Below are 12,943 nucleotides of genomic sequence, written 5' to 3'. Positions count from 1 at the left end.
CCGGACCGCCGTGCCGGAAGGATTTTTTTCTCCGAAACTTGGGGCCACCTAGCGTGGCCTTTTCTTTTGCCCGCTCCAGCCCTGCAACGCCATCCCCGCCAGCATCGCCGCCAGAAACAGCAACCCGCCGGGCAAACCCGCGCCCGCCAGCACCAGCGCCGGCCCCGGACAAACGCCGGCCAACCCCCAGCCCGCGCCGAACACCAGGCTGCCCAGCACCAGACGCCGGTCCACGCGCCGCGCCGCCGGCAATTGCATTTCATCGCCCAGCAGCGCGCGATCCCGCCGCTTCGCCAAAGCGAACGCCGGCAGCGCCACGGCGACGGCGCCCGCCATCACCAGCGCCAGCGACGGGTCCCAACGGCCGGCGATATCCAGAAAACCCAGCACCTTGGCCGGATTGGCCATGCCGGCCACGATCAAACCCAAGCCGAAGATCAACCCGGCCAGAAACGCGCTGACAAGCTTCATCTTGACCTCCTATCCCATCCAATGCCGCGTCAGCCACACCGCGGCGAAGCCGGCGGCCATGAAGGCCAGCGTCGCCGCCAGCGAGCGCGGCGACAGCCGCGCCAGCCCGCATACGCCGTGGCCGCTGGTGCAGCCGGAGCCCATGCGGCTGCCGTAGCCGACCAGCAGTCCGGCCACGATCAACAGCCACCATCGGCCATCCAGCTGGATGGCCGGCGGCGCGGCGAACAGCCGGTACAGCCACGGCGACAACACCAGACCGGCGACGAAAGCCAGTCGCCAGTCCTTGTCCTCTCCCGGCGCCAGCAATTGGCCGACGATGCCGCTGATGCCGGCCACGCGGCCGTTGAACAGGATCAGCCAAGCGGCGGCGAGGCCGATCAGCGCGCCGCCGGCCAAGGCGCTCCACGGCGTGAACAGGCTCCAGTCTATGCTCATCAGGCATCCTCCCCGGGGCAGAAACGTTGATACAGCGTGGCCAGCACCGCCAATGCGTTGGCGTCGGCCACCGAGTAATAAATGCGCTTGCCGTCGCGGCGGGTCGCTACCAGGCCTTCGCCGCGCAGCACGCCCAGCTGCTGCGATAGCGTAGGCTGGCGGATGCCGACGCTTTCCTCCAGCTCGCCCACCGACCGCTCCCCCTGGCTCAACTGGCACAACAGCAGCAGGCGGTCTTCATTGGCCAGCGCGCGCAGCAGGCCGCAGGCCTGGCCGGCGGCGGCGCGCATCTGGACGAGATTGGGAGAAACTGGATTCATGGCGGACTCTCTGGCGAACGGCTTGACTTCAATATATCAATTGATATTATATAAATCAATAAACCTTTTTGGTCGGCGGAACAGCCGCCTCATTTCGACAAGGAGTCCCGAGCATGAGCCACGAAGTCAACTACCCGGAACTGACCCACGCCATCTCCAAGCACCTGGCCACGCTGCGCGCCGACGTGCCGGAAGTGATGCAGGGCTTCAACGACATGGCCCGCGCCGCCACCCGCGACGGCGCGCTGGACAAGAAAACCAAGGAACTGATCGCGCTGGCGCTGGGCGTGGCCGCGCGCTGCGACGGCTGCCTGGGCTTCCACGCCCAAGCCTTGGTCAAGCTGGGCGCCAGCAAGACGGAAGTGGAGGAGACGCTGGCCATGGCCGTTTACATGGGCGGCGGCCCGTCGCTGATGTATTCCGCCAACGCTTTGGCCGCCTTCGAGCAGTTCAGCGCCAAGACCGCCTAGTCTCGCATCGTCCGCTGTGGGACAATCGCACGCAGCCGGGCCTACGCCCGGCTATGCTTTTTGAACCACCGCCCGGATTTCACGCACCATGTCTGCCAGCTCCCTGCGCGTGCTGTCGCTCATCCCGCCGATGACGCAGCTGAACACGCCTTACCCCTCCACCGCCTACCTGACCGGCTTCCTGCGCTCGCGCGGCGTGGCCGCGTTCCAGGAGGATCTGGCGCTGGCGCTGGTGTTGAAGCTGTTCTCGAGAGAGGGCATGGCCACGCTGCGCGAGCACGTGCGGCGCATCCCGATGCGCCAGCGCACGGACTGCATGATGCAGTTCGACATCTCTTATGATCGCTACGCCGCGACGATAGACGCGGTGATCGGCTTTCTGCAGGGCCGCGACGCCACCTTGTCCTACCGCATCGCCGGCCGCAACTACCTGCCGGAAGGGCCGCGCTTCGCCGCGCTTGACGTGTACGTGGACCCGGACGATCCGGACGGCGGCGACCCGCTGGCCTGGGCCTTCGGCGCGCTGGGCACCCAGGACCGCGCCCGCCACCTGGCCACGCTGTATCTGAACGATATCGCCGACGTGCTGCGCGAGGCGGTGGACCCGCGCTTCGAGTTCGTCCGCTACGCGGAATCCCTGGCGCTGTCCCAGCCCACCTTTGATCCGCTGGCCAAGGCGCTGGCGGCCGCGCCCAACTGGGTGGACGACACCCTGGACGCGCTGACGCGAGCGGCCATGGACCAGCACCAGCCGCAGCTGGTGCTGGTCTCGGTACCGTTTCCGGGCGCGGTGTACGCGGCCTTCCGCATCGCCCAGACCATCAAGCGCCATCGGCCGGAGATCAAAATCTGCCTGGGCGGCGGCTACGTCAACACCGAGCTGCGCGAGCTGGCCGAGCCGCGGGTGTTCGACTACTTCGACTACGTGACTTTGGACGACGGCGAGAAGCCGCTGCTGGCGCTGATGGAGCACCTCGAAGGCAAGCGCGGCGTCAGCCGGCTCTCTCGCACCTTCTTGCGTCAGGACGGCGCGGTGCGCTACGTCAATATGCAGGAAGCCGACGTGCCGTTCTCCGAATCCGGCACCCCCACCTGGGACGGCCTGCCGATAGACCGCTATCTGTCGCTGCTGGACATGCTCAATCCGATGCACCGGCTGTGGAGCGACGGCCGCTGGAACAAGCTGACCATCGCCCACGGCTGTTACTGGAAGAAATGCAGCTTCTGCGACGTGACGCTGGACTACATCTCGCGCTACGAGACAGCGTCGGCAGAGCTGCTGGTGGACCGCATCGAAGCCATCATCGCCGAAACCGGCCAGACCGGCTTCCACTTCGTCGATGAGGCCGCGCCGCCGAAGATGCTGAAGGCGCTGGCCGAGGAACTGCTGCGGCGCAAGGTCTCCATCTCCTGGTGGGGCAATATCCGCTTCGAGAAGTCGTTCACCCCGGAGCTGGCCCAACTGCTGGCCGAGTCCGGCTGCATCGCCATTTCCGGCGGTTTGGAAGTGGCCTCGGACCGGCTGCTCAAGCTGATGAAGAAGGGCGTGTCGGTGGAACAGGTGGCGCGCGTCACCCACGGCTTCGCCGAGACTGGCGTGCTGGTGCACGCCTATCTGATGTACGGCTTCCCCACGCAGACGGTGCAGGACACGGTGGACGCGCTGGAATACGTGCGCCAGCTGTTCGACAACGGCTGCATCCAGTCCGGCTTCTTCCACCGCTTCGCCTGCACCGTGCATTCGCCGGTGGGACAGAATCCGGAAGAATACGGCGTGCAGCTGGTGCCGTTGCCCAAGGGGGACTTCGCCAAGAACGACGTCGGCTTCATCGACCCCACCGGCACCGACCACGAGCTGATGGGCAAGGCGCTGAACAAGGCGCTGTACAACTTCATGCACGGCATCGGCCTGGATGGCGACGTGCGCGGCTGGTTCGACGCGCGGGTGCCCAAGCCCAAGGTGCCGCGCCACTTCATCGAACGCGCGCTGTACCAGTAAGCGGCGCTCCCCAAGCGACGCCGGCCGTGACAAAATGGCGGATTGAGATTCCGCCGCGAGCAATGCCATGGCCCTGAAATACCACGTGATCCCGGTCACCCCGTTCGCCCAGAACTGCAGCGTGCTGTGGTGCGACGCCAGCCGCCAGGCGGCCGTCGTCGACGCCGGCGGCGACATCGACCGCATCCAGGCCTGGGTGGACAGCCAGGGCCTGACGGTGGAGAAGCTGCTGCTGACCCACGGCCACATCGACCACGCCGGCGGCGCCGCCAGACTGGCGGAAAGGCTGGGGGTGGAGATCGAGGGCCCCGAACGCAGCGAGAGCTTCTGGCTGGACCAGCTGCCCACCCAGGGCCAGATGTTCGGCTTTCCGCGCAGCGAGCCGCTGACCCCGCAGCGCTGGCTGGAGGAGGGCGACACGGTCACCGTCGGCGAGGAGACGCTGAACGTCATCCACTGCCCCGGCCACACCCCGGGCCACGTGGTGTTCCACAGCCCGGCGGCCAAGGTGCTGGTGGCCGGCGACGTGCTGTTCCAGGGCTCCATCGGCCGCACCGACTTCCCGATGGGCAATCATCAGCAGCTGATAGACGCGATCCAGCAAAAACTGTTCGTCCTGCCGGACGACACCGTGGTCATCCCCGGCCACGGCCCGTTCACCACCCTGGGCGCGGAGAAGCGCGGCAATCCCTACGTCGCCGACCCGCGCTACCGCTGATGCCCCCCGACTTCGCCCGCCGGGTGCTGGCGCTGCTGGCCGAAGTGCCGCCCGGCCGCGTCACCACCTACGGCGCGCTGGCCGAACGGGCCGGCTATCCCCGTCACTCGCGCCATGTCGGCCATCTGCTCGGCAACCTGCCGGAAGGCGTGGCCGCGCCCTGGCACCGGGTGCTGGGCGCCGGCGGCAGACCGTCCCGGCCGGGCAGCCACCATGCCGATTGGCAGCGCTTGCTGCTGGAGGAGGAGGGGGTGGAATTCAATGCCAGCGGCAAAGTGGATCTGCGGATTTTCGGTTGGCCCGACGCGGTGGTTTGACCTGAAACAAACCAGAAACCGGCGCTTGCTCAGATACTTATCTTCACGTGGAATTATTTCCATGTGGCATTATGGCAACAGTATGTAATTCTTCTGTCATCCAATTACAACAATTCCAAGATTCTTTGCAGAAAAGCGACAGATCAATGACAAATTGTTTGCATAAGGTTATTTCTGCGTCTAATCTGCGCGCGCTCGCCGACGCCTGTCGGATGCTTACTACACGAAAATAGTCTGGTGAAACAATGAATACTCGCAAGTCGCTGCTGGCCCTGTCCCTGGTGGCCGCCTCCGCACTGGCTCACGCCGGTGGTGAATACTCTTTCGCAAACGTCAGCGCCAACTGGCTGGACTGGTCGGATCGCACTACTCAGCAATCTTATAAGCAAGATTTTGGCTACCTGGAAGCCGAAGGCGGCCTGGGCGCCAAGTGGGGCGAACTGTACGGTTTCTTCGACATCGAGAATCCGGGCAAGGGCAATGGCAACACTCAAGGCCGCGACCGCCGTTTCACCACCAAAGTAGTCGGCCGTTACAACATGACTGAAATCGGCGGCGTGCCGGTGCAGCTGTACGGCCATATCTACGATACCCGCGGCAATGGCTTCGGCGGCTATGATCATTTCTTTACCCAAAACCGCGTTCTGGGTCTGGGCACCGATCTGAGCTTCGGCGCGCTGAGCATCAAACCGTTCTTCGGCGTTCACAATCAGCTGGACTCCAACGGCAAGGGTTCCGGCAACAACGGCTACATGACTGGCTATGTCATGCTCTATCCGTTCCAAGCCTTCGGCCAGAATCTGATGTTGACCCAATGGCATGAAACCGAGCTGAACCGCGACAAGAAATTCGCCGAAAACTACAAGAGCCGCGTTGGCCAAAATGGTGCCATCGCCTTGTGGTGGACCCCTACCAAAGCGGTCACCACCGGCATCCAGTACCGCTACGCTGACCAGAAGCTGGGCAGCTCCGCCTACCAAAATGCCGTGATCTACTCGATCAAGTACAACATCAAGTAATTGATGGACTCTTCGCCTTCCTCTCGAAGGCGGATCGGCGGCCCGGCCGCCGCTTGAACGCCCCCGCTCCGCGGGGGCTTTTGTTTGGCTAGCCTTCCTGCGCCTCCACCCGGTTGCGCCCCGCCGCCTTGGCGCGGTACAGCATCTCATCCGCCTGCTGCACCAGCTGCGTCGCGCTGTCGGCGCTGGCCAGCGAGCTGATGCCGACGCTGAACGACTGGCGAAACGCGCGCGCCCCCGCGCCCTGCTCCAGCAGGCAAAAATCCTGTCGCAACGCGTCCAGCATCCGCCGCGCCTTGTCCGCCGGCGTGCCCGCCAGCACGATGGCGAACTCCTCCCCGCCGTAACGCCCCACCAGATCGGTGCGCCGCAGCCTCTCCTTCAGGAAGCGCGCCAGGTTGAGCAGCACCTCGTCTCCGGCCTGATGGCCGTAGCTGTCGTTGACCTGCTTGAAGAAATCGAGGTCCAGCATCGCCAGCGACAAGGGCTGGCCGGCGCGGCGCGCGCGCAGGATGGCGCTCTCCAGCTGGCCATGCAAATGGGAATGGTTGAGCAAGCCCGTCAGGCTGTCGTTGGCGATGTAAGAGCGCAGCTTGCGGTAGCGGCGCGCGCGGTTCACCACCGTCACTACCAGCTCTTCCGGCGCCACCGGCTTGGTCAGGAAGCCGTCGATGCCCAGCGTCAGCGCGTCCAGCTGCACGTTCTGCCGCTTCTCCACCGACAAAAACAGGATGGGTATGCCGTCCAGCAGCCGCTGTTGGCGTATCACCTTGGCCAGCTCGATGCCGTTGCACTGCGGCATGTACATGTCCAGCAGGATCAGGTCAGGATTCAAATGCTCGATCCGCTCCGGCACTTTCTCCGGATTGGTCTCGCTGACGGCCTCCACGCCATGGGCCGCCAGCACCCGCGTGTAGAGTCCGGCCAAAGACGCCATGTCCTCGACGATCAGCACCCGCAAGGGGTCTCGCCGCTCGCCGATGTCCCCGAAGCTGAGCATGTCCACCAGTTGGTTGGCCTGCAGCGGCCAATCCAGAAAGCCGCTGGCGCCCAGCCTCACCGCTTCCAGCCGCGCGGGGAAATCGCGCCGCGGCGAGGTGATCACCAACGGGCAATTGCTGCTGATCGCCTGCGCCAGCTGCAGCACCGGGTCGCTGTGAGTGAAGTCGGCGAAGGCCACCACTGCGGCCGGCACCTGTTTTTGCAGCGCCTTGGCGAGCTTGGCCGCCTGCGACAGCACCGTCACTTCGAAGCCGAAACAGGCCAGCTGCCGTTGCAGCCGGCCGTCATCCAATCCTTCCGGCAGCCACATGTAAAGCTGCGACGGCGGCTCATCCAGCGGCAGCATCGCGTCCAGGCTGGCCAGGCCGGTCTGGCGCTCCATCAGCCCCAACTGGCTGACCACGCCCAGTTGGTGGCGCAGCTCGCCGTAGCGCTCCTGTTCCGACGGAAGGGCCTCCGGCTGCCGCAGCCATTCCTCCAGCAGCGCCGCCAACGCTCGCGCCTCCTTGGCCAGCTCGTTCAGGCTGACCGTGCGCACCAGCGTCTCCATCCGCGTCACCAGCGACAACAGATGCGCGGCCAGCGGCCGCTCCCAGCGCGACACCAGCATGTAGCCGATGCGGTCGATTTCCCTCGCCAGATGGATGCGCTGGCCAGGATGGATGGACGCGGCCTGTTTCATCGGGTGCGGCTTCCGTTTCCTGTTGAATTCCGCTGTCGCGGCAGCGAAGTTTGTGGCTCTGCCGCCTGGGCGAACTGTTATAATCCGCCCTTAAATTCAACGGCCTGGCAAGTTTTGATGAACGTTTTTTACGAAGAGAGCGGCAATTTCAAGGTTGGCAGCATCGTGTCGCGCAGCGACGCCAGCCTGCAGGTGGACACCCAGCACGGCAAACGCGCCAAACTGAAGAGCGCCAACGTCTTTCTGGAGTTTAGTTCGCCGCTGGCGGATTTTCTGCCGGCGACGGAAAAGCTGGCCGCCGACATCGACCTGGATTTCCTGTGGGAATGCAGCCCCGACGACGAATTCGGCTACCAGGATCTGGCCGCCGACTACTTCGGCCACGAGCCGTCCGCGGTGGAGGCCGCGGCGCTGATCAGCCGCCTGCACGGCGCGCCGATGTACTTCTACAAGAAGGGCAAGGGCCGCTACAAGAAGGCGCCGCAGGACGCGCTGCAGGCCGCCCTGGCCGGCATCGAGCGCAAAAAGCGCGAGCAGGAGCAGATTGACGGCTGGGTGGGCGAGCTGAAAGCCGGCTCGCTGCCGGAAGCCATCCGCTCGCAACTGATGCAGCTGTTGTGGAAACCCGACAAAAACACGCTGGAATTCAAGGCCTTCGACCAGGCCAGCCGCGAGCTGAATCTGCCGCCGCTGCGTCTGGCCGACAAGGTGGGCGGCATTCCGTCGGTGCCGGACTACCTGATGGCCGGCTTCCAGATGGAGTTCTTCCCCAGAGGCGTAGGCTTCGGCAAATACGCGCCGCCGAGCGAGCCGCCGGAGCTGCCGGTATCGAGCGCGCGCGCCTTCTCCATCGACGACGCCAACACCACCGAGATCGACGACGCGCTGTCGGTCGAGGATCTGCCCAACGGCAACAAGCGCGTGGGCATCCACATCGCCGCGCCGACGCTGGGCGTGCCGCTGGACTCCGACATCGAGAAAATGGTGCTGTCGCGGCTGTCCACGGCCTATTTCCCCGGCGACAAGATCACCATGCTGCCGGACGATGTGGTGCAGGCCTTCACCTTGCAGGAAGGGCGGGATTGCCCGGCATTCTCGCTGTACGTCGAGGTGACGCCGGAATTCGAGCCGATCGCGTTCGAGAACCGCATCGAGAAAGTGCATATCGGCGCCAACCTGCGCCACGCCGAACTGGAACAGGTATTCAACGAGGAGACGCTGGCCAACGATCCGGGCGTCGACTACCCGTTCAAGCGCGAGCTGGTCTGGCTGTGGCAGTTCGCCGAGGCGCTGGAGAAGCGACGCGGCAAATACGACCCGACGCGCCCGGTGCAGCACGATTACAACATCGACGTGGCCGACGGCATCGTGTCCATCACCATCCGCAAGCGCGGCGCGCCGATGGACAAGCTGGTGTCCGAGCTGATGATCCTGGCCAACAGCGAATGGGGCCGGATGCTGGCCGAAGCCGACATCCCGGCCATGTACCGCGCCCAGAGCATGGGCAAGGTGCGCATGACCACCCGCCCCGAGCCGCACACGGGCCTGGGCGTGGCCCAGTACGCCTGGAGCACCTCGCCGCTGCGCCGCGCCAGCGACTTCATCAACCAGCGCCAGCTGGCGTCCATGATCCGCGGCGAAAAGCCGCAGTTCGCCCAGGGCGACGCCATGCTGTTCGCCATCCTGCGCGACTTCGACGCCACCTACGGCGGCTATCTGTCCTTCCAGGACAAGATGGAATACTACTGGTGCCTGAAGTATCTGCAGCAGGAAAACATCACCGAGCCGACCGCCGCCGTGATCAAGGAAGACCTGGTCCGCATCGACGGCCTGCCGCTGCGCCTGCGCATTCCGGGCCTGCCGGAACTGGCCCGCGGCGACCGCATCCAGCTGTCGGTGGTCAAGGTGGACCTGCTGACCCAGGAGGTGGAGCTGCGCTACATCGGCCGCCTGGACCATGTGGAAGAAGACCTGGAAGACGAAGAGGGCTGAGCCCGCTTGCTCCGATGCTGAAAAGCGAACCGCCGCGCCGCAAGGCCCGGCGGTTTTTGTTTGCCTGGATTGGGCGCCGCTGGCCAAGCGTCTGCGACGCGGCATCAGGGGTCGGCTTGGCCTCTCAGGCGAGGAAGGTAGCCGCCATGTCCTTGCCGCCGTGGCCGGCGGCGATGGCGCGCTGGAAGCGGGCCAGCCCCGCCGCCGCGCCGTCCATCCTGACCCCGGCGGCCTCCGCCGCGGCGAGCACCAGGCCGGCGTCCTTGGCGGCGTTGTCCACGCTGAAGCTGACCGTGTAATCCCCGGCCAGCATCGCCTTGCCCTTCAACTGCAGATAAGGCACGTCCAGCGGGCCCCCGGCGATGGTTTCCAGCGCCAAGGCCGGGTCCAGTCCCAAGCCTTGCGCCAGCGCCAGCGTTTCCGCCGCGCCGTGGGTCAGCGCCAGCACCCAGTTGTTGATCACCAGCTTCAGCCGGCTGCCGTCGCCCGGTCGTTCGGAAATCCAGACGGTGCGGCGGCTGATGGCGTCGAATGCGGCCTGCGCCGTTTCGCGATGGGATAGAGGGCCGGCGGCCAGCATCACCAGCTGTCCGGTCTCGGCCGGCTGACGGGTGCCGACCACCGGCGCATCGTAGAAAACCAGCCCGCGCGCCGTCGCCCAGGCGCTGAGATCGGCGGTCGCGTCCAGGCCTATGGTGGCCAGCTGCAGCCATATTTGGCCCGGCGCGAGCCCGGCCTCTGCCTGGTGCATGGCCTCCGCCACCACCGCGCCGTCCTTGCCGGCGGTGATGACCACATCGGCGCCGCGAACCGCGTCGGCCGCGGCCGCGCATGCCGCCACGCCGTCGGCGGCCAGCGCCTGCGCCTTGTCCGGCGAGCGGTTCCAGGCGCGGACGGCGAAGCCCTTGCGGGCAAGGTTGCACGCCACGGCGGCGCCGATGATGCCGGTGCCGAGCACGGCGATGGCGGCGGGTTGGGCTTGGCTCATGTCTTTCTCCTCATGTGTGCCGATAAATTTTGGAATGATCGTTTCAAAATGGGCAAAAAAAATCCGCGCGCCGCCTGGCTTACGCCAGGCAGGACAACGCCACCTCCACCACGTCGTTCAGCCGCGCCTCCCTGTCCTGGCGCGCCGTGCCTTTTCCCAATACGCGCAGGCCCTGGATGGTGCACATCAGGAAACGGGCGAGCGCTTGAGGTTCGCGCGCGGCCGGCAACTCGCCCGCGTCGCGCGCCTCAGTCAGCGTTTGCAGCAAGGCGGCCTCAAGCTGGCGGAAATGCTCGGCCAGCGCGGCGTCCACCGCCGCATCGCGGCCGGCCGCCTCCAGCGCGGCGTTGGCGGCCAGGCAGCCTGGGCCGGCTTGCTCCCGCAACTCGTCCTCCACCACCCGCATCAACAGCGCTCGCAGCCGCTCCCGCAAGGGCTCCGGCGCCATCAGGCGCGCGGCGTTGGCCGCACCCACTTCGCCATAGCGCTTCAGCGCCAGCAAGTAGAGCCCATGCTTGCTGTCGAAGGCGTTGTACAAGCTGCTGCGCGACAGGCCGGTGCCGTCCACCAGGTCCTGGATGGAAGTGGCGGCGTAGCCGCGCCGCCAGAACACGCGCATCGCGGCGTCGGCCACGGCGTCTTCGTCGAACTCCTTGGGTCTCATGCGTACAAAATATTCTGGAACGATGATTCCAAATCATATCGGCATCGCCTCGCCGCGGCAAGCGCCTGCTGCCTGCTCCCTGCCTGTCAGACGGACGTCCGATTGAAATGGAAATGACATTGCATTATTTTGCGAACTGCCGCTTCGCACTCGTACGGCATCACAAGATCCATATAGGCGGCCCCCGCCGCACACGCAGGAGGAAACATGCAGGACTTCGCCCGCCACCCGGCCACCCCAGATCGGATAGACGCCTTGCCGGCCGCCTCCTTGGGGGAAATGCTGGCGCAAACCGTCGCCCGCTTTCCCAAGCACATCGCCTTCCACAATATGGGACGCGATCTCAGCTACCAGGAGCTGGACCGCCAGAGCGCCCGCCTGGCCGATTACCTGACCCGCGGCTTGGGCCTCTGCGCCGGCGAGCGGGTGGCCTTGATGATGCCCAACCTGCTGCAATACCCGGTGGCCTTGTACGCGGTGTTGCGCGCCGGCCTGGTGGCGGTCAACGTCAACCCGCTCTATACCGCGCGCGAACTGAAGCACCAGCTGGAAGACTCCCAGGCCCGCGCCATCGTGGTGCTGGAAAACTTCGCCCAGGTGGTGGAGCAGGCAAGCGCCGGCGCCGCGCTGCAGCACGTGATCGTCGCCTCCGTCGGCGACATGCTGCCCGCGCCGCGCCGCTGGCTGGTCAACGCGGTGGTGCGCCGCGTGAAGAAACGGGTGCCGCCTTACCATCTGCCCGGCGCCATTCCCTTCCGCCGGGCGCTGGCCGGCGGCGACGCCGCGCGCTGGCGCGACGCCAGGCTGGCGCCGGACGCGCTGGCCATCCTGCAATACACCGGCGGCACCACCGGCCTGGCCAAGGGCGCGATGCTGAGCCACCGCAACCTGCTGGCCAACGTGGAGCAGGCCCGGCTGGTGCTGGGCGAGGCGCTGCGCGAGGGACAGGCGCTGGTGGCCACGCCGCTGCCGCTGTACCACGTGTTCGCGCTGACGGTGAATTGCCTGCTGATCACCCGTCTGGGCGGCAACAGCCTGCTGATCACCAACCCGCGCGATCTGGACGGGCTGGTGGCGGAGCTGGCGCGCCACCCGGTCAACGCCTTCACCGGCGTCAACACCCTGTTCAACGCGCTGGTCCACCACCCCGGCTTCGCCAAGCTGGACTTCAGCCGCTGGCGGGTGGCGATAGGCGGCGGCGCGGCGGTGCAGCAGGCGGTGGCCGAGAGCTGGCAGCAGCTGACCGGCCTGCCGCTGCTGGAGGGCTACGGCCTGACCGAGGCCTCGCCGCTGGTATCGGTCAACGCGCTGGGCATCGCGCGCTACACCGGCGCCGTCGGCATGCCGGTGCCCGGCACCGAGGTGGAGCTGCGCGACGACGCCGGCCGCCGCGTCGCGGACGGCGAGCCAGGCGAGGTCTGCATCCGCGGGCCGCAGATCATGGCCGGCTACTGGCAGCGGCCAGACGAGACGGCCAAGGTGTTCCACCCCGACGGCTTCTTCGCCACCGGCGACATCGGCGTGCGCACCGCAGACGGCCTGCTCAAGCTGGTGGACCGCAAGAAGGACATGGTGCTGGTGTCCGGCTTCAACGTGTACCCGAACGAAGTGGAAGACGTGGTGGCCCAGCATCCCGGCGTGCGCGAGGTGGCCTGCATCGGCGTGCCGGACGAGCGCACCGGCGAGGCGGTGAAGATCGTGGTGGTGCGCCGGGACCCGGCGCTGCAGGCGGAAGCGCTGCTGCAACACTGCCGCGACAACATGACCGCCTACAAGGTGCCGCGCCACGTCGAATTCCGCGACGAGCTGCCCAAGTCCAACGTCGGCAAGATCCTGCGGCGCGAGCTGCGCCAGCCGGCCTGA

The 12,943-nt window shown here is 66.2% G+C and carries 13 protein-coding genes; 7 read left to right on the top strand and 6 right to left on the bottom strand.

Annotated features, from left to right (window positions below):
- Positions 1–48: 48 nt before the first annotated feature.
- From DK842_RS08935 to DK842_RS08925, 3 genes are read right to left on the bottom strand one after another with little or no spacing between them, the layout of a single operon-like run.
- Complete coding sequence (locus DK842_RS08935; RefSeq protein WP_114061146.1) at positions 49–471, bottom strand: YeeE/YedE family protein; 423 nt, start codon at positions 469–471, stop codon at positions 49–51.
- A 9-nt stretch (positions 472–480) separates the two neighbouring features.
- The gene (locus tag DK842_RS08930; RefSeq protein ID WP_114061145.1) at positions 481–909 is read right to left on the bottom strand and encodes a YeeE/YedE family protein; all 429 of its coding nucleotides are present in this window, start codon (positions 907–909) and stop codon (positions 481–483) included.
- Positions 909–1,229, bottom strand: coding sequence for an ArsR/SmtB family transcription factor (locus DK842_RS08925; protein ID WP_114061144.1), 321 nt, complete (start codon positions 1,227–1,229; stop codon positions 909–911). The genes DK842_RS08930 and DK842_RS08925 overlap by 1 nt, the downstream gene beginning before the upstream one ends.
- 113 nt (positions 1,230–1,342) lie before the next feature.
- Here DK842_RS08925 and DK842_RS08920 point away from each other — a divergent pair, with 113 nt between their 5' ends.
- From DK842_RS08920 to DK842_RS08900, 5 genes are all read left to right on the top strand, one after another.
- The gene (locus DK842_RS08920) at positions 1,343–1,699 is read left to right on the top strand and encodes a carboxymuconolactone decarboxylase family protein (RefSeq protein WP_114061143.1); all 357 of its coding nucleotides are present in this window, start codon (positions 1,343–1,345) and stop codon (positions 1,697–1,699) included.
- A gap of 88 nt (positions 1,700–1,787) precedes the next feature.
- A complete protein-coding gene (locus tag DK842_RS08915; protein WP_114061142.1) occupies positions 1,788–3,698 on the top strand; it encodes a B12-binding domain-containing radical SAM protein in 1,911 nt (636 codons plus the stop codon).
- Positions 3,699–3,765: 67 nt separating this feature from the next.
- Positions 3,766–4,416, top strand: a complete 651-nt coding sequence (locus tag DK842_RS08910) for an MBL fold metallo-hydrolase (RefSeq protein WP_114061141.1) — start codon at positions 3,766–3,768, stop codon at positions 4,414–4,416.
- The gene (locus DK842_RS08905) at positions 4,416–4,733 is read left to right on the top strand and encodes an MGMT family protein (protein WP_114061140.1); all 318 of its coding nucleotides are present in this window, start codon (positions 4,416–4,418) and stop codon (positions 4,731–4,733) included. The genes DK842_RS08910 and DK842_RS08905 overlap by 1 nt, the downstream gene beginning before the upstream one ends.
- Positions 4,734–4,978: 245 nt before the next feature.
- Positions 4,979–5,752 carry a nucleoside-specific channel-forming Tsx family protein gene (locus tag DK842_RS08900; RefSeq protein ID WP_114061139.1) on the top strand — a complete coding sequence of 258 codons (774 nt, stop codon included), beginning with the start codon at positions 4,979–4,981 and terminating at the stop codon, positions 5,750–5,752.
- Positions 5,753–5,840: 88 nt separating this feature from the next.
- On the opposite strand, the gene DK842_RS08895 is transcribed toward DK842_RS08900, so the two are convergent.
- Positions 5,841–7,436 carry a GGDEF domain-containing protein gene (locus DK842_RS08895; protein ID WP_232538638.1) on the bottom strand — a complete coding sequence of 532 codons (1,596 nt, stop codon included), beginning with the start codon at positions 7,434–7,436 and terminating at the stop codon, positions 5,841–5,843.
- Between the two features lie 117 nt (positions 7,437–7,553).
- Between DK842_RS08895 and DK842_RS08890 the strand changes: the two genes are divergently transcribed.
- The gene (locus DK842_RS08890; RefSeq protein WP_114061138.1) at positions 7,554–9,428 is read left to right on the top strand and encodes a ribonuclease catalytic domain-containing protein; all 1,875 of its coding nucleotides are present in this window, start codon (positions 7,554–7,556) and stop codon (positions 9,426–9,428) included.
- Between the two features lie 124 nt (positions 9,429–9,552).
- Here the strand turns inward: DK842_RS08890 and DK842_RS08885 are convergent, their stop codons facing one another.
- Positions 9,553–10,416, bottom strand: a complete 864-nt coding sequence (locus DK842_RS08885) for an NAD(P)-dependent oxidoreductase (protein ID WP_114061137.1) — start codon at positions 10,414–10,416, stop codon at positions 9,553–9,555.
- Between the two features lie 79 nt (positions 10,417–10,495).
- Positions 10,496–11,080, bottom strand: a complete 585-nt coding sequence (locus tag DK842_RS08880; protein WP_114061136.1) for a TetR/AcrR family transcriptional regulator — start codon at positions 11,078–11,080, stop codon at positions 10,496–10,498.
- A 207-nt stretch (positions 11,081–11,287) separates the two neighbouring features.
- Here DK842_RS08880 and DK842_RS08875 point away from each other — a divergent pair, with 207 nt between their 5' ends.
- Positions 11,288–12,943, top strand: a complete 1,656-nt coding sequence (locus DK842_RS08875) for an AMP-binding protein (protein ID WP_114061135.1) — start codon at positions 11,288–11,290, stop codon at positions 12,941–12,943.

The organism is Chromobacterium phragmitis, assembly GCF_003325475.1.
GTDB lineage: Bacteria > Pseudomonadota > Gammaproteobacteria > Burkholderiales > Chromobacteriaceae > Chromobacterium > Chromobacterium phragmitis.
The sequence above is the reverse complement of the archived record's forward strand: the minus strand, read 5'-3'. Positions and strand labels throughout refer to the sequence as shown.

Coding starts and splice junctions, on each gene's coding strand:
- DK842_RS08935 (WP_114061146.1), bottom strand. CDS start 471: ATGAAGCTTGTCAGCGCGTTTCTGGCCGGGTTGATCTTCGGCTTGGGT.
- DK842_RS08930 (WP_114061145.1), bottom strand. CDS start 909: ATGAGCATAGACTGGAGCCTGTTCACGCCGTGGAGCGCCTTGGCCGGC.
- DK842_RS08925 (WP_114061144.1), bottom strand. CDS start 1,229: ATGAATCCAGTTTCTCCCAATCTCGTCCAGATGCGCGCCGCCGCCGGC.
- DK842_RS08920 (WP_114061143.1), top strand. CDS start 1,343: ATGAGCCACGAAGTCAACTACCCGGAACTGACCCACGCCATCTCCAAG.
- DK842_RS08915 (WP_114061142.1), top strand. CDS start 1,788: ATGTCTGCCAGCTCCCTGCGCGTGCTGTCGCTCATCCCGCCGATGACG.
- DK842_RS08910 (WP_114061141.1), top strand. CDS start 3,766: ATGGCCCTGAAATACCACGTGATCCCGGTCACCCCGTTCGCCCAGAAC.
- DK842_RS08905 (WP_114061140.1), top strand. CDS start 4,416: ATGCCCCCCGACTTCGCCCGCCGGGTGCTGGCGCTGCTGGCCGAAGTG.
- DK842_RS08900 (WP_114061139.1), top strand. CDS start 4,979: ATGAATACTCGCAAGTCGCTGCTGGCCCTGTCCCTGGTGGCCGCCTCC.
- DK842_RS08895 (WP_232538638.1), bottom strand. CDS start 7,436: ATGAAACAGGCCGCGTCCATCCATCCTGGCCAGCGCATCCATCTGGCG.
- DK842_RS08890 (WP_114061138.1), top strand. CDS start 7,554: ATGAACGTTTTTTACGAAGAGAGCGGCAATTTCAAGGTTGGCAGCATC.
- DK842_RS08885 (WP_114061137.1), bottom strand. CDS start 10,416: ATGAGCCAAGCCCAACCCGCCGCCATCGCCGTGCTCGGCACCGGCATC.
- DK842_RS08880 (WP_114061136.1), bottom strand. CDS start 11,080: ATGAGACCCAAGGAGTTCGACGAAGACGCCGTGGCCGACGCCGCGATG.
- DK842_RS08875 (WP_114061135.1), top strand. CDS start 11,288: ATGCAGGACTTCGCCCGCCACCCGGCCACCCCAGATCGGATAGACGCC.